This is a genomic window from Chlorobaculum thiosulfatiphilum (genome assembly GCF_006265165.1).
In the GTDB taxonomy this organism is placed as follows: Bacteria; Bacteroidota; Chlorobiia; order Chlorobiales; family Chlorobiaceae; genus Chlorobaculum; species Chlorobaculum thiosulfatiphilum.
Genome location: NZ_VDCH01000005.1, coordinates 43778 through 60227, shown reverse-complemented (window position 1 = coordinate 60227; position 16450 = coordinate 43778). Strand labels below are relative to the sequence as shown.

Genomic DNA, 16450 nt, shown 5'->3' with positions numbered 1-16450 from the left:
GCGTAACCTGTTAAATTCCTGTTGGCGGATTCTTGATGAGTACGCACTTGTCAACACCGGGCGGAATTTGCGAAAATGCGCCAACAAACCACCAACAGTACCTCCGGCAAGAAATGCACAGGCTATCCACAGGGTCAGAGGCAAAAGAATCGGATGTAAAACATTATGAAAAAATGACTTAAGAGAGGCGCTGCTCGATCAGTCAAGATTTCCACAGGATCAACAACAACAACAATTTTAATTATTAAAAAGAATAAATAATTGTAAAGAGATGAAATTCAATACGACCATCAAACGACTGCAGGAGGCTGCCAACAAGGTTATTCTCGCCGTTCCGGCAAAATCGCTCGATGCCCGATTCGACAATATCAACCTGACCATCGAAAACGGAATGCTCACGATGTTCGCTACCGACGGTGAACTTTCGATCACAGCAAAGTGTGACGTAGCGTCGAACGACAAGGGTAACGTCGCCATCAGGGCCAGAACCTTGCAGGATTTTCTTCGGAGCATGTATGAAACCGATGTCACCTTCGACATCGAGCGGCAGTCGATCGGTGAACTTGGCACCATTCATATCGCCACCGATAAAGGCCGTTACCGTATTCCATGCACCTTCGGATCAAAACCGGAAAGCCAGGAACGGAATTTCGATCTCGCCATCGATCTTCAGCCAAACGAGTTGCAGGACATGATCCACAAGACGCTCTTTGCGTGCAGCGTCGATGGAATGCGACCGGCAATGATGGGCGTTCTGTTCGAATTCAGTGAAAAACACATCACTGCCGTATCGACTGACGGCCATCGTCTGGTTCGTTGCAGAAAAAATGTGGAAATCGAGGTGGCTGACAAACAAAAGATTGTCGTTCCGGCAAGAGTGCTTTCCATTATTCAGCGCATGTTGACGAACGAAAACGTCAAAATGTCGATCGACTCGGAACGCAGGAACGTCAGGTTCAAAACCGACAACATGGAGCTTGAATCGGCGCTGATCGTGGAACCCTATCCGAATTACGAGGCCGTCATTCCGGTTGAAAACGAAAAGAAGCTGGTCACGGACCGGGTGCAGTTGCATGATTCGGTCAAGAGGGTCGGCAGGTTTTCGAGCATCGGCGACCTGAAACTCAGCGCCGAGAATTCCCAGATCAAGGTGATGGCTGAAAACGCCAGCGAAGGAGAGTCCGCACAGGAAGAGCTGGCCTGTTCGTTCGCAGGAGAGGAGATCACTATCGGTTTCAACACGAAATTTGTCGAGGCGGCGCTTTCGCATATCGATTCCAACGAGGTTCTGATCGAGATGAACTCTCCAAAAACCGCAGTGCTGTTCAAACCCAATGATTCCGAGAAGCAGGATGACCTCATGATTCTGGTCATGCCGGTCAGAATCAATAACTGATCGGAAGTGACTTGCGACTCAAGAGTATCGGCATTGAAAATTTCAGAAACCACAGGCATCTGGAATTCGATCCAGGACAACGCATTACCAACATTTACGGTTGTAACGGCTCAGGCAAGACCTCCATACTCGAGGCAATCCACTATTGTGCGCTGACCAAAGGATTCAGCGGAAACAGCGATCGGGATTGCCTCATGTTCGGGGAGGAGGTGTTCACCATACGCTCCTCCTTCGAAAGTGATCAAGGCAGTGAAACGAAAGTCGCCGTGGCTTACGCGCCGTCAAAAGAGAAGCGGATTCTGGTCAACGAGCAGGAACTCCAGATATTTTCGAGGCACATCGGCCTCATTCCGTGCGTGACCTTCACGCCGAGGGAGCTGGTCATCATTACCGGCGGTCCGGCTGAAAGGCGGCGCTTCATGGATACGGCAATTTGCCAATACGACAGGAAGTATCTTTCCGATCTCTTGCAGTATCGCAGAGTACTGCAACAGCGTAATGCATTACTTTCTTCATACGGTGATCTGGCAGCCGTTGAAACGTCGCTGGAGGTTTTGACCGATCAGCTTGTCACGCATGCCGTGGAGATCGTCGCGGCCAGAGAGCGATTCATTAGTAGTTTCAGCGTGATGCTCGACGAAGTCTATCGGTGGCAACCGGATTGCGCGAAGAGTGCCATCACCTATCACTCCTCGCTTCATCACCATGAAACGCAGCTCTCGAAAAAGGAGATGCAGGCGCAGTTCAGTGAACGGTATCGCGTACTGAAAAAACAGGAACTGCTGAGAAGACAAACACTTGCCGGCCCGCACAGGGACGATCTGCAATTATACCTCAACGGCAGGGAGATACGGAAATTCGCATCGCAGGGCCAGCAGCGAGCGTTTCTTGTGGCGATGAAAATGACCATGCACGCCTATCTGCACGAACATTCCGATGAAATGCCTGTTACGCTTCTCGACGATCTGTTCAGCGAGCTTGATGCAAAAGTATCGTCCGTCATGCTTGAAACGCTTTCATCGAAAGGACAGGTCATCATCACATCGACAGAAAAAAGAGATGGAAATGATATAACGTATTTTTCGATCGATGAGTACAGGAAAACATCAGGACAAGAGAGATGAAAAAAAAGAAAACACCAAGGGTACTTGGTTCACTCATGTCGGATGTGTGCAGAAAAATAGGAATGACCGAGGCGTATGAAGAGTATAAAACGCTTCAGTTGTGGAATAGTGTTGTTGGTGATGCCATAGCGCGGGTAACAACGGTCGAGAAGATGAAAGAGGGTGATTTGTATGTAAAGGTGAGAAATCCGTCTTGGCGAATGGAGCTGAATTTCAGGAAACGTGATATAGTGGGAAGAATGAACAAAGCTATAGGATATGCTATGATAAGGAATATCATTTTCAGATAACCCGGAATGTATCATTTTATTTACATTCCGGATTACTGAATTACCTAAGTCACTTTAAAATAATATCTTAGTTAAATATTGCAGGTGAGATTATACATCTCGATCATTTTTTCTGCAAATGCTTTTCCAAACTCATGGCATTGCTCGAACTCAGGTTCGTGAGGTTGGAATTTGATCATAAGGTTCTTGTCGAAAACCTTCATTTTTAGGTTTGAAAGATTGCTTTCGATGATTTTAACACCTTCACCGCTCCAGCCATAAGAACCAAAAGCTGCCGCAAGTTTGCCTCGGTCGCGTAATGGATTGAGCACGGCAAAGATGTTGTAAATCTGCTGGACGATGTTCTGATTGATGGTCGGAGAGCCGATGATGATTCCCATCGAGTGAGAGATTTTCTCCTCAAGTTTCTCGGTTGAAATATTTTCTATATCGCACACATCAACGTTGAAATCGCAGGACGATCTCAAACCATCAGCGATTTTTTGCGCGAGAACCGAGGTATTTTCATATGCTGATACATACGCGATGAGAATGCTTTTTTCGTTTGGCATCGCGATTGCCGCCTGTGAAAAACGCTGTGAAAGATCGACATACTTTTTCCAGTCCGATCTGAGAATCGGTCCGTGACCGGGGCAAATCGCGTGAATATCGAGCGGGCGGATCTTCTCGATCGCCTGAAGCATGTATTTGCTGAACGGCCTCAGAATTGCGTCAAAGTAGTATTTGAAAGCGTCGTCGAAATCACCGCAGAGGTCATCATACATCGCTTCGTTGCAGTAATGGCAACCGAAAGAGTCGCAGGTAAAAAGTACGCGATCCTCTTCGAGCCAAGAGTAGATCGTATCGGGCCAGTGCAGATTGGGCGCGCCGATGAATTGGATCGTCTTGTTGCCGAGATCGAGCTTGTCGCCGTTCTTGACGACAATATGCTTGAAGTCGTGACCGGTCTGGTCGCGCAGAAACTTGATGGCATTGCCACTGCCGACAACGGTGGCGTTGGGCGCAACGGAGAGCAGGTTGTGAATGTTGCCTGAGTGGTCAGGCTCGGTGTGATCGACGATGATATATTCGATCTCTTCGGGGTTGACCACCTGCTTCAGTTTTTCGAGATACGTTGGCCAGAACTTCAGTTTGGTGGTTTCAACCACTGTTTTTTTCTCGGCATTGATGAAATACGAGTTGTAGGTGGTGCCGTATTTTGTTTCCATGACGATATCGAAGGTGATAAGGCCTGGATCGAGTACGCCAATCCAGGAGACATCGTCGGTAACGGGAAGTATTTTGTTGTCTATCATACTATTTTAAGGTTTATGTTTGTGATCGGCTGATTATATAATTATAGAGTCGGTTAAAACGTTTAAAAAATAAGGATTTTTAAAAAGGGGTTTCATCTCGATAGATATCTTCTGTTTCAAGATGACGAATTTCACGAATTATCTCTATGCCATCAGTCGAAAAGGCGAACAGGGTATCAGCGGAAAATATCGTGCTGAAATCCTGGGGTTTGAAGAATGGCAGAAACTTTTGCGTGAATTCATCGAGGCGTTTCAGGTAGAACGCGGTGTTTTCATCAGGTTGTTCCTTGTTCCACTCTTCGGCAAGACGCCCTTTGTCAACGAATGTCGCAGGATTGCCGGAGCCGGAGATGTAATAAGTCATCCGATCCCCTTTAGAAATTTCCAGACCCTGACGAAGAGCGATTTCGTAAGTGATTGATTTGGAACGCTTTCCGGAGCGGACATCGGCAGCATACTGAACGAGCGGGGTTTTCATCGATTCGGTTCTTGAAAACTCCGAGATATTGAAGCGATGGTTCAGTAGATCATCACGATAGCGCACATACAGGTCATGGAGGCCCTGAATGTCATCCCTGAGCAGGAGAATGAATCCCTCCCTGATGAAATCGCGTCCGAACTTTTCCCCGCTTCGGCTCACGAAGGCCGACCCTTTCAGCTTCAGCTTGTCATGGTAGTCGAGAAGAACGTAGTTCTTTTTCATATAGGAGATCATTTTCCTGAAGCGTCCGTCGTATGCGATTCTGATGCCTGCCGGCATGGTCGATGAAACTTCCTCGACGAGACTGCGCTCTTCCTCTTCGGTCGCGACGTGTGGCGGCGGCACCAGGAAAATGCCGTCGGTATCGACCTCGATGACCTGAGCGCCGCGTGACTCGAACTCCCGGATCATCGTCCGGGCGATCTCCTGGCCTTTGGCGGTGACGCGGTCAGCTTCGTCGAAATCGTTGAAAATGCCGCTGCTGAAGCCAAGATAGCCGTACATGGCGTTGATGATGATCTTGAACGACGACTGCATGGCGTCGAAGTTGTAGGCCACGGATCGATTGCCGGCAGCGCTCTCCTCTTGCGCCCGTTTCTTGGCTGCAAAGCGTAAATCCCTGAGATCCTTGAGAATGGTCGGAAATGCCTTGAGGGTATCGGTTTTCGGACAGACGCCGAACGAGAGCATGATGGATGGATAGAGCGATTCGACGTCGGCATAGACGACAGGGCCGAGAATTCCCTTGAGGAAAACCTCGGTAAAGCCGCCGCTATGCTGCTGGCCTATGGAGGGTCTCGGAATGGAGATTTTCCGCCTGAGATATTCACGAATCAGGATCGCTTCTATTTTTGCCGCTGGGCCAAGTCTCGACGTGTTGGCATAGCTGTAGGGAACCATGCTGGTCATGCTGAAATTGGTGCCGGAGAGTAGTGCCGCTAATTCACGGGTTTCACGTACATCGTCGAGCGCGTAAGCAAGGAGGGTTTCAGGATTGTTGTCCCAGGTCGAGACGATATCCTTGTAACTCACGTAGGTTCTGTTCGGCGAGGCGAAACCGAAAAATTTGGCGACAGCCTTCAATCCATAGCTGGGAAGAACGCGTTTGGAGGTGTCGTAATTCTGGACGAGGAAATAGGTGTCGATAACGTGTCTTCCGGGAATGTCAAAAAACTGGAAATCAGCCGACCGTTCAGCGAAACGGATGGATGAGGGATAGGAGCGCGGCATCTGACCATCACGCCCGATGGCGAAACGAACTCCGTTAAGTTCGCAACGGCGTTGCAGATAGGGGAGATCAAAACCGAAAATGTTATGCCCCTCGATCACATCGGGGTCTTTCTGGCGAATGATGGAAACCAGTTCTTCAAGCAGCGCTTTTTCGCTTCTTCCTTTCGAATGAATGACATGCTCCCATGAAAGATTGTCGCTGAGAGAGATGATGATGACCGGATCATCGCCAATACCTTTTCTGTTTCCGTCATTTTTTTCAGGGCGGAAATAGGTTTCAATGTCGAGCTGAAGACGATAAATATCGTCGAAAAGCATCCCTTTAAACAGGGTTTTACCAGTCTGCATGAGGTACTGGGTAATGGCATCGCCCCTGCTGTAGGTCAAATGGCTGTTAAAGCCTGACGTGCTCTGCGACTCTCCGCTGGCAGAAGAATCCGTAGTGCTGGAGTTGACGAAATCGAGCGCAGCACGATAATTCTTCCAGCTTCTGAAGATGGCAAGATACTGGTAGTAGTTCTCGCCTTCGAGTGGAATCAGCCAGAATTTTTCCTTGTCGATGGGCGTGAAACCGTCAAGCAGCTCGTTGTCGGATAGAAAAAAGAATGGGTAAAAAGGCTCGTCACGTTTCGTTACGCCATCTGGTGTTCTGATAAACAAACGAATTTGCGAATCATTGAGTTGGTACGCACCGACAATGTTCTCCTCGGGGTCTTTGCCAAAAAGCAATTCATTGCCAAGGGTAAAATCGACAAGGTTATTCATGCAAAAAAGAATGCAAGTTTGAAAAAATGTTTCACGTGAAACTGCATTATCGACCGAGTCTGATCATGAGGATCGAGATGTCGGACGGTGAGACGCCGAGAATTCTCGAAGCCTGTCCGATGGTCGATGGACGGTGTTTCATGAGCTTTTCCCGTCCCTCGCTTGAAAGGGAGTTTAGTGACTCATAATTGAAATGGTCTGGAATATGCAACGAGTCGAGACGGACTATCCTGTCGGCGACGAGCTGCTCGCGTTTGATATAACCCTCATACTTGATTTCGATCTGAACCTGTTCGGTAACCCGAGGATCACTACAAAAATCTCTCGCTACGGTACGCAATGATACAGAGTGATGCAGGATGTCCTGAAGCTCGATACCTGGACGCTTGACCAGACTCAACGCGCTTGCCGGGGTTTTGAGTTCCTGCAAGCCTTTGCTTGCCAGTAGCGCATTGATCTCCGCAGGCGGCACTTTGGTTGTCTTCGTCAGTTCAAGACAGTGCTGAACCTGTTCGATAATTGTTTCAGTTTTGATGAGTTCATCAGAAGATACCAGGCCGCAATCGTAACCGATTTTGCAGAGTCGTATATCGGCATTGTCGTGCCGCAGGATGAGGCGATGCTCCGCCGAGGAGGTGAACATGCGATAAGGTTCTCTGGTCTCCTTGGTTATCAGGTCATCGACAAGGACGCCGATGTATGCCTGGTCGCGTCCGAGGATCAACGGCTCTTTGCCGAGAATCTTGCGAACGGCGTTGATGCCTGCCATGAGTCCCTGCGCGGCAGCCTCCTCATAACCCGAAGTTCCGTTGATCTGACCGGCAAAAAAGAGGTTTTCGACAGGGCGGGTTTCCATTGTCGATCTGATCTGCCAGGGATGGAAAAAGTCATATTCGATGGCATAGCCGGGTCGGATCATCCTGACCTTTTCGAGGCCGGGAATAGATCGCAGGCCGGCGAGCTGAACCTCTTCAGGCAAGGAGGTCGAGAAACCGTTGACGTACATCTCGATGGTATCGACGCCTTCAGGTTCGAGAAAAATATGGTGGCTGAGCTTGTCAGGGAATCTGAAAATTTTGTCCTCGACTGATGGGCAATACCGGGGACCAACGCCCTGAACCTTGCCGGTAAAGAGCGGAGAGCGGTCGAAGCCGGTACGCAGGATGTCGTGGGTCTCTTCGGTGGTCTTGGTCAAATAGCAACTGACGAGGTTTCTCTCGGCAACGCTGTTCGATGAGAAGGAGAATGGCACCGGATCGACATCGCCGGGCTGCTCGGTGACAATGTCGTAATCGACGCTTCTTGAGTCGATTCGCGGCGGCGTACCGGTCTTGAGTCTGCCGAAAGAAAAGCCGAGCGATGCGAGCGATTCGGTCAACCCTTCGACAGGCGGCTCCGCCGTGCTGCGGCCACCCGGAAAGTGATCCATGCCGATGTGAATCAGGCCGTTCAGAAAAGTCCCGCAGGCAAGAATGGCGGTTTTGGCCTTGATCGCCCGGCCAGATCGAACCGTGACAGAGCTGAATATTCCTCCGGATGCGGACACGCCGATAACCGTATCCTGAGCAATGTCGATGTTCTTCTCATGTTCTATAACCTTTTTCATGTAGAGGCTGTAGAGCGTCTTGTCTGCCTGGGCGCGAGGCGAGTGCATGGCAGCTCCCTTGCTGCGATTGAGCAGGCGGAACTGGATGCCCGTGGCGTCGATGGCTTTGCCCATCTCTCCGCCAAGCGCGTCGATTTCGCGGGTCATCTGTCCTTTGGCCACGCCGCCAATCGCCGGATTGCAGGACATTCGAGCGACGGCTGAAAGGTCGGAGGTTATGAGAAGGCAGTGAAGCCCGCTTCGGGCGACGGCCAGCGCCGCTTCACAGCCCGCATGGCCAGCGCCGACAACTATGACATCGTACATGAAAAAAGAGTTGTTTCACGTGAAACATCGAGTGTGGTTCGTCTTTGTTATTTATAGCAAAAACAAAGGGTTATAGGTTTTTTATCACAACAGCCTGGCTGGCTGACCCATCGATATCACGCGATCTGATTGCAGAAAAGCTGTTTTTTTTTGTCTTTTTACAGTGTCTCGTGATGGCTGTAATGTTTGATTTTGCAGCAAATCGTCTCTAAGGGTAAATACCCCTGCCGCTTGCGGCGTAAAGTATGTAAAATTGTCTTCAAGATACCCCGCGGCTTGCGGCGGGGTTCTTCATTCGATTTCCAGAGCCTTTCGCTAATCAATCGGTTTTTCATTGTGTGCCGGTTGACACAATGCGCATAATAACAAAATAGGTTAAAGAGGTCAACGGGATGAATCGAGAATAGGGTGAGTGCATTATGAATGCTGCGGCAGGTTTTGGAAGCTTGGAGGATACGATTCGCCTGCCCAAAGAAACTCTCCGCAAGAAAGATGCATTCCTGCCCACGCTAAATTGAATGGATATGGCGTTTCTGCGACTGGCGTAAAATATGATTTGCTGTTTAAGGCGTTTTTCCGTCGCAGGATGTGGGTGAATGATGAAAATGTCTCCGAGAGACGAGGCGGCAGAATATCTTTGCCGCCGCCTCATCGGACTGTTTTGTCGTCAATCAGTGGCATTCAGACGCTACCGCTTGCTTCGAGTTCGCGCTTGAGGGCTTCGCGCTCGATTTCGAGACGACGAAGTTCGCGGTTGATACGGTCGAGTTCTTCCGGCTCGCTGTCGATCTCCAGCCGCAGGCGTGAGGAGGCTTCGTCGATCAGATCGATGGCCTTGTCCGGCAGGAAGCGGTCGGCGATGTAGCGGTTCGACAGCTCGGCGGCGGCCACCAGCGCGGCGTCCTTGATGCGTACGCCGTGGTGGATTTCGTACTTCTCCTTCAGGCCGCGCAGAATCGACACGGTGTCCTCCACGCTTGGCTGATCGACCACGACGGTCTGGAAGCGGCGTTCGAGGGCCGCGTCTTTTTCGATGTGCTTGCGGTACTCGTCGAGCGTCGTGGCGCCGATGCAGCGCAGCTCGCCCCGCGCCAGCGCGGGCTTGAGAATGTTGGCCGCGTCCATTGATCCCTCGGCGGAACCCGCGCCAACCAGCAGATGCAGCTCGTCGATAAAGAGAATCACCTCGCCGTCCGAAGCCTGCACCTCCTTGATCAAGGCTTTCAGGCGCTCCTCGAACTCGCCCCGGAACTTGGTGCCCGCAACCAGCGCGGCGATGTCGAGCGCGGCGACCTGTTTCGATTTGAGGTTTTCCGGCACGTCGCCGCCAACGATGCGCTGGGCGATACCTTCGACGATCGCCGTTTTGCCGACGCCCGGCTCGCCGATGAGCACTGGGTTGTTCTTGGTGCGGCGGCTGAGAATCTGGAGCACACGGCGGATTTCGTCGTCACGGCCAATCACCGGATCGAGTTTGCCCTTGCGCACCAGATCGTTGAGATTACGCGAATATTTCTTGAGCGACTGGTAGCTCTCCTCGGCGTTCTGGCTTGTGACGCGCTGCGATCCCCTGAACGTGGCCAGCACTTTCAGAATGGCGTTGCGGTCGATGCCCGCATCTTTCAGCAGCTTCGAGACCTTGACGCCCGCCTCGCAGAGGGCGATGAACAGATGCTCGGAGCTGATGTAGTCGTCCTTGAGCTGCTCGGCCTCCCTGAGCGCCGCGTCGAACACCTTGCCGAGATCGTTGGAGATATACTGGCCGGTCGCCGAAGCGCCGGTGACTTTGGGAATGCGGTCGATCTCGCGGTCAATGACGCTGAGCAGCGTATCGACGGGCGCTTCGAGTTTTCGCGCAATCTGGCAGGCGATATTGTTGTTGTCGCCAAGCATGACGCTCAAGAGGTGTTCGGGTTCGATCTGCTGGTTCTGCTTACTGCTGGCCAGCAACGAGGCCGCCTGGAGGGCCTCCTGCGCCTTGACGGTGAATTTGTTCGGATCGAAGTGCATGGTTGATCGTTTCTTGCTGTTTCTGGTTCGTTCTTCACGAAGGCGAAAAAATCAAAAGCTTTCTCCGCCTTGCGTTATCATCACTATAACCATCGAAAAAGCAAAAAAGTCACACCGTGAAATCCGGAATGTTCCAAACGTCACTCCGCGATTTCATCATGACTGCAAATGCGGAAAGCGCTGTTCGATCAGTGGCGATCCATGCTCTTCGGCAGGTTCTGCATGAAGGAGCGCGCGATCACCTTGACGATCTCGCCGCCAGTCACCAGCAGTTCCGCGCCCTTTTCGCGGATGTGGATCTGCGTAGCCACCTGATCCTTGAAGAACTCTATGCTTGCCGGGTCGTAATTCTTGCCGCTCACGTATTCGTCGATGAGCACTTCGGCCTGGCTGTAGGGCAGATTGAAAACCTTCACGCCAAGTTTGGCGCGTTCGATGGGGTCGAGAATTCTCTGTCCCGATGCTTGCTGCTCCATATCGCTGCGTTGTCTTCTGGTGAAAGAAAAGAGTGAAACAGCCCGAGCCGCCAAAGCTCTGACTTTACGGAATTTAACAATCTTCGAACAAGATGCCAGCGCCCGCTTTTTCGGAAAGTTCAGGCGTTTTGCCTGGCTGGACGCCGGACATCGGTCATCATCGATCCTGAAACAAAGAGGAGAAGCGCGACAAAGATCATCTCTCCATGCACCGGCACCCGCTGACCCGGCGCCATGATCCAGCGGGCGGCGGCGGCCTCGGCGGCAATGTTGGCGGCGACCTCGTCATGCACCGGGGCCTCGGGGCGGCTGTAGTAGAGCTGCCCGTCCACCGTCTTGATGAGACCGGCGAGCAGATCAGGCCTGAACGAGGTCAGCACGACCCTGCCCTGGGCATCACGCTTCGGCCCGCCTGGCATGGGAATTGGCACCGGCTGAACTCCGCCCACGCCTATTACGTGGAGATGCACTCCCCGCTTGTTCATCGTCGCGGCAATATCGCCAAGATCATACCCGTGATCCTCCCCGTCGCTGCACAGCACCAGCACCGTTTCGTTCCCCGACGCCCGCTCGCCTGAATCGGCGAGCCGCAGCGCCGACTCGAACGCGCGGCGGTAATCGGTGCCCTGCGTCGTGATGAGGTCAGGGGTCGCCATATCGAGCAAGACTTCGAAATCCTCGTCGTCGCTTGTCAGCGGGCACTGCACGACAGGGGTTCCCGCAAACAGCAGCAGCGCCTGTCGCCCCTCGCCGAGGCTCCGGCTGATCTGAAGCAGCTCCGACCTGGCGCGCGTCAACCGGTCGGGCGCGGTATCCCGCGCAAGCATGGAGTTGGAAATATCGAGCATGAAAACCACATCGATTCCCTTCTGACGCACCGGTTTCTGGCCGCTGCAAAGTTGCGGGCCAGCCAGCGAAACGATCATCAGCGCAGCCGAGAGGAGCAGCATGAGGCGGCGAAGTACGAGCTTTCTGAAGCTTACGGCAGGCAGGATTCCGGAAATCCCACCGGTAGCGTCGATCTTTTTCCAGAGCGACATTTTTCGGCGAACTCCGTAGAACACCAGAGCCGAGAGCGGAACGAGCGCCCACAAAAGGATGAGATAGCCGGGCCTTGCGAAGCACATGGTTATGGAATCCTGATGAAACGGGTTGCCGAGAGCGCCTGTTCGGCAAGCAGCAGGAGCACCGCCGACATGAGCAGCCACGGATACAGCTCCATGGTTCGGCCCGGCATTCTGCCTTTCAGGCGTGATTTTTCGAGGCGGTCGATGTCGCGGAAGCTCTTCATCAAGCCGAACATATCGCCAGCACTGAACATGCGTCCGCCGCTGATGCGGGCCACCGCTTCGAGCTCGCCGCGTCCTTTGCGGCTCGAATCCGTGCTCTTGACGCTCTCGAACGCACGGGCCTCTTTGCCAGCGTAAACGGTGTAGATTCTGACGCCATATCTGGACGCCAGCCGCGCCGCGGTCTCCGGCGAGACCTCCCCGGCGTTGTTTTCGCCGTCGGTGATCAGCACCAGCGCTTTTTGCCTCGACGGGGCGGCTCTGAGGCGGTTGGTCGCCGTCAGTATCGCCGTGCCGATCGCCGTGCCCGGCTCGTCGAAAAAGCCCGGCGTGAGCGTCTCTGCCAGCCGTTCGAGCACGTCGTGGTCGATGGTCAGCGGGCAGCGAGTGAAGCTTCCGCCGCTGAATACCACAAGCCCGATACGGTCGGCTGGCCGGTTGTCGATGAAGCGCATCGCCGCGTCGCGCGCCCCATCGAAGCGGCTTTTGCCGCCGAAATCGGGCGTGTTCATCGATTCCGAAACATCGAGGGCGATCATGATGTCGATGCCGACCGTGTCGCGCGAGGAAGGCGGGAACGGCGCTTTTGGGCCGGAGAGCGCCAGCACGACGAGCGCCAGCACCAGCCAGTGCAGCCATGCGGGAAATTTCGAGAAGAGCGACAGCGCGGCAAACCCGGCGCCGCGAAGCGCCGACACCGACGGAAACAGTACGCCCGGCCGGTTTTTCCGCCAGAACATGCGGTACGTGATCGACCCGGCGACCGCCAGCGGCAGCAAGAGCAGCCACCATGGATTGTCGAACCGTATGCCGCTGACTATAGTGAACAATGAATTCATCTGATGGGTCGGCTTTTCCAGAAGATGCAAAATCCCCCGCACATCCACAGCATTCCGCCCCGCACGGAGCGTCTCAGCCCGAAATTGTGATCACGCTGACGACGAACAGCAAGCAAATTTGCAGGGACTCCACTCCCTTGATTTCGAGCCGGATCATCCTGAAAAAGCGAAGCCGCAGAAGATCACTGCGGCTTCGCTTTGACTATTGTGCCGCACGTACGGCGCCGCAGTCAAAGCGAGATATTCTTCAGTGCACCGACGACACATCTGCCTTCTCCTTCTTATCCACGCGGATGAAAAGCAACAGCGGCATACAGATGGCGAAGAGGATGGCGATCAGTTTGAAGGCATCCATGTAGGCGAGGTGGTAGCTCTGGGTCGTCACGGTGTACTCCATCGCTTTCATGGCCATCTGGTGCGCGTCAACCGGAGCCGCGCCCGTCGAGGCGAGGCTCTGTTCGATTCCGCCGATTCTCGTCACGGCGGCGGGGTCGTAGGGCGAGAGGTGGCTGAGCATGTCGATGCGGTGCGCGGCCACGCGCTGGGTGACGTAGGTGTTGGTGATGGCGATGCCGAACGAGCCGCCGAGCTGGCGCACCATGTTGTTCAGGCCGGTCGCCTGACCGATGTCCCTGCCGTGCAGGCCGGTGACGGCGAGCATCGTCACGGGGATGAAGATGAAGCCGAGGGCGAGGCCCCTGAGCATCAGAATCCAGAAAAAGTTCGTCGCGCCGGACTGCATCGTCTGGTTGCCCAGCTCCCAGCAGAAGAGGAAAAAGGCGACCATGCCCACCGTCATGAGCAGCTTCGGCGATGCCCCTTTCTGCAGGGCGATGCCGAGCGGCATCGAAATGACGCCGGTGAGCATGGCGCTGGGAAAGAGCACCAGGCCGGTCAGAAGCGCCGTGAAGCCGAGCAGCCGCTGCACGAAGACCGGAAAGACGAAGAGCGAGCCGTACAGCCCGTAGCCGACAATGAAGGTCAGCACGGCGGCGATGGCCAGATTTTTGCTCCGGCCCAGCACGGAGAGGTCAACCGCCGGATGCTCCGTGTGCAGCTCGTGCCACACGAAGGCGATGAGTGAAACGACGGCAATGAACGTAAAAAAGGTGATGTAAGGCGTTTCAAACCAGTCCTTCGACTCGCCGCGTTCGAGGATGAACTGGAGCGAGCCGATGCCCGCCGAGAGCAGGCCGATACCCGCCCAGTCGATCTTTTGGACCGTATGCTTCACCCTCGGCTCCTTGACGTAGGTCAGGGCGGCCCAGGCAGCCAAGAGGCCAACCGGAATGTTCACGAAAAAACACCACTCCCAGGAGAAGTAATCCACCAGCCAGCCGCCGAGCAGCGGGCCAATGGTCGGGCCGAGCACCAGGCCCATCGAAAAGATGCCGGTGGCCGCGCCGCGCTCTTCGGGCCTGAAGGTTTCGTACAGAATCGCCTGCGAGGTAGGAAGGAGCGCTCCGCCGCCGATGCCCTGGATGAAGCGGAAGAGCACCAGCGTCCAGATGTTCGTGGCCATGCCGCAGAGCAGCGAGGCGGCGGTGAAGAGCAGGATCGAGCCGATAAAGTAGTTTCGTCGCCCGAAAAGGTTGCCGAGGAAGCCCGACAGCGGAATGATGATCACGTTGGCGATGGCGTAGCTCGTCACCACCCACGAGACATCCTCGATGCTCGCGCCGAGGTTGCCGCTGATGTGGTTCAGCGCAACGTTGACGATGGTGGTGTCGATCAGTTCGAGCATCGCGGCCACGATGACCGTGATGGTGATGATCCACTTCCGGATCCCGGTTTCGTAATGATTCTCCGTCGCCTGGGCAGTCGGCGCGGCTGTTGCGATAGTTTCAGACATTATTTCACCTTCACTTCGACGATGACGTTCATGCCTGCGGCGAGCGGCAGCTCGGTTTTTTCGTCGAAGACGATCTTGACCGGTACGCGCTGGGTCACCTTCACGAAGTTGCCGCTGGCGTTATCGGGTGGAAGCAGCGAGAACTGTGCGCCCGTTCCGGCGGAGATAGAATCGACATGGCCATCGATCTCCTTGCCGGGGAACGCATCGGCCCTGACGATCACCTTCTGGCCGGTGCGCATGTGTTCGAGCTGCGTCTCCTTGAAATTGGCGACCACCCACAATTTGCCGCTGCCGACGATGGCGATGAGTTGCTGGCCGGGAGTCACGTACTGGCCGGGCTGAACATTCTTTTTTGAAATCTTGCCGTCAGCCGGAGCGGTAATGGTTGTCCACGAAAGCTGGAGTTCGGCGTTTTTCAGCTCGGCCTCGGCAAGTTTTGCCTGGGCGAGCGCGGCTTTGTAGTTGTCGCCAGCAGCGGCGTGCTGCGCGGACGAGGCGGTCGCGCCAGCCGTGGCGGCATCGAGTTCCGCGCGCGAAATCACATCCTGCATTTGCAAATTGCGGCTGCGGCGGAGGTCGGCATCGAGCTTCGTCTGCGTCGCGCCCGCGGCCACGATTTCAGCCTGCGCCGCCGACACCGCCGCCCGCGCTCTCAGGAGTTGCGCCTCAGCCATGTCGCGCTTGATCTGGTAGTCCGAAGTATCGATGCGGACGAGCGCGTCGCCTTTTTTGACTGTCTCGTTGTCTTCGGCGAGCACCTCGGCAACCTTGCCCGGTACGCGCGGAATGACCGGATAAATATCCCCAACGATCTGGGCGTTGTCGGTCTCGACGTAGCTGAACGAGCGGACGAGCTTCATGCCGCCCCAGACGAGGCCGATGGCGAGCAATATGCCGAATATTGCCATGCGCACCCACGAGCGCTCCTGTTTTGGTTTGCCCGATTCGTTGGCCGGCGTCTGGGGGTTGGATTGCTGCGTTTCTGCCATTGGTGTAAATCTGTCGTTGGTGTTTACAGGATTGCTTCTTTCTGTTTCCGGTGAACCGCCTCCGCTTCATTGACGGGTTCCGGCGAGCGGAGCACCAGCACCGGGCACGGCGCGTTGCGCATGACCGATTCGGCGGTGCTGCCGACGAGCAGGCGGCGGATGCCGCTCGCGCCGTGCGAGCCGAGCACGATCATGCTGGCTCCGGTTTTTCGTGCATGGTCGATGATCGTCGCGGCTGGTGAACCGTACTCGACGGCAAAACGCACCCGGCAACCGTAGGTCGAAAGCAGGTCCGAATATCTTGAAAATTGGTGGAGATGCTCCTTGAGCAGCGTGCCCCGGTCGCCGGAACCGGCGTTGCCGACATGCAGCACGATCAGCTCGGCATCGCCCTGGCAGTGCTCGGCGGCGTGAAGCAGCGCCCTCTCGGACGAAGGCGAGAAATCAACCGGGCAGAGCATGATTCTCGATGGTTTTGCATGAGTTATCGTCATAATCG

Annotated in this window: 13 protein-coding genes; 3 read left to right on the top strand and 10 right to left on the bottom strand. The window is 54.4% G+C overall.

Annotated features, from left to right (window positions below; all coding sequences use genetic code 11):
• The first annotated feature begins 271 nt into the window (after nucleotides 1–271).
• Genes dnaN through FGF66_RS03890 form a run of 3 tightly spaced genes read left to right on the top strand, consistent with a single transcriptional unit; the run spans nucleotide 272 to nucleotide 2810 of the window.
• Nucleotides 272–1396: a DNA polymerase III subunit beta gene (gene dnaN / locus FGF66_RS03900; protein WP_139456394.1), complete on the top strand. Its 1125-nt coding sequence runs from the start codon at nucleotides 272–274 to the stop codon at nucleotides 1394–1396.
• Nucleotides 1397–1407: 11 nt separating this feature from the next.
• On the top strand, nucleotides 1408–2520 hold the full coding sequence (gene recF, locus FGF66_RS03895) for a DNA replication/repair protein RecF (protein ID WP_139456393.1): 1113 nt from the start codon (nucleotides 1408–1410) through the stop codon (nucleotides 2518–2520).
• Nucleotides 2517–2810, top strand: a complete 294-nt coding sequence (locus FGF66_RS03890) for a DUF721 domain-containing protein (protein WP_139456392.1) — start codon at nucleotides 2517–2519, stop codon at nucleotides 2808–2810. Before recF ends, FGF66_RS03890 begins: the two co-directional genes overlap by 4 nt.
• A 71-nt stretch (nucleotides 2811–2881) precedes the next feature.
• On the opposite strand, the gene FGF66_RS03885 is transcribed toward FGF66_RS03890, so the two are convergent.
• The 10 genes from FGF66_RS03885 to FGF66_RS03840 all read right to left on the bottom strand — a co-directional run bounded on the left by FGF66_RS03885 (nucleotide 2882) and on the right by FGF66_RS03840 (nucleotide 16445).
• Nucleotides 2882–4105: an FprA family A-type flavoprotein gene (locus tag FGF66_RS03885; protein ID WP_139456391.1), complete on the bottom strand. Its 1224-nt coding sequence runs from the start codon at nucleotides 4103–4105 to the stop codon at nucleotides 2882–2884.
• A 79-nt stretch (nucleotides 4106–4184) separates the two neighbouring features.
• Nucleotides 4185–6581 (bottom strand): DNA polymerase domain-containing protein, encoded by a 2397-nt coding sequence (locus FGF66_RS03880; RefSeq protein WP_139456390.1) that lies wholly within the window; start codon nucleotides 6579–6581, stop codon nucleotides 4185–4187.
• A 46-nt stretch (nucleotides 6582–6627) separates the two neighbouring features.
• Nucleotides 6628–8493, bottom strand: a complete 1866-nt coding sequence (gene mnmG, locus FGF66_RS03875) for a tRNA uridine-5-carboxymethylaminomethyl(34) synthesis enzyme MnmG (RefSeq protein WP_139456389.1) — start codon at nucleotides 8491–8493, stop codon at nucleotides 6628–6630.
• Nucleotides 8494–9174: 681 nt separating this feature from the next.
• Nucleotides 9175–10503 (bottom strand): Clp protease N-terminal domain-containing protein, encoded by a 1329-nt coding sequence (locus FGF66_RS03870; protein WP_139456388.1) that lies wholly within the window; start codon nucleotides 10501–10503, stop codon nucleotides 9175–9177.
• A gap of 188 nt (nucleotides 10504–10691) precedes the next feature.
• On the bottom strand, nucleotides 10692–10979 hold the full coding sequence (locus FGF66_RS03865) for a hypothetical protein (RefSeq protein ID WP_139456387.1): 288 nt from the start codon (nucleotides 10977–10979) through the stop codon (nucleotides 10692–10694).
• Between the two features lie 119 nt (nucleotides 10980–11098).
• A complete protein-coding gene (locus tag FGF66_RS03860; protein WP_139456386.1) occupies nucleotides 11099–12106 on the bottom strand; it encodes a vWA domain-containing protein in 1008 nt (335 codons plus the stop codon).
• 2 nt (nucleotides 12107–12108) lie between these two features.
• Complete coding sequence (locus FGF66_RS03855) at nucleotides 12109–13107, bottom strand: vWA domain-containing protein (RefSeq protein WP_139456385.1); 999 nt, start codon at nucleotides 13105–13107, stop codon at nucleotides 12109–12111.
• Nucleotides 13108–13354: 247 nt separating this feature from the next.
• On the bottom strand, nucleotides 13355–14959 hold the full coding sequence (locus FGF66_RS03850) for a DHA2 family efflux MFS transporter permease subunit (RefSeq protein WP_139456384.1): 1605 nt from the start codon (nucleotides 14957–14959) through the stop codon (nucleotides 13355–13357).
• Nucleotides 14959–15951 (bottom strand): HlyD family secretion protein, encoded by a 993-nt coding sequence (locus FGF66_RS03845; RefSeq protein WP_139456383.1) that lies wholly within the window; start codon nucleotides 15949–15951, stop codon nucleotides 14959–14961. Before FGF66_RS03845 ends, FGF66_RS03850 begins: the two co-directional genes overlap by 1 nt.
• A 23-nt stretch (nucleotides 15952–15974) precedes the next feature.
• On the bottom strand, nucleotides 15975–16445 hold the full coding sequence (locus FGF66_RS03840) for a universal stress protein (RefSeq protein ID WP_139456382.1): 471 nt from the start codon (nucleotides 16443–16445) through the stop codon (nucleotides 15975–15977).
• Between the last annotated feature and the right edge of the window lie 5 nt (nucleotides 16446–16450).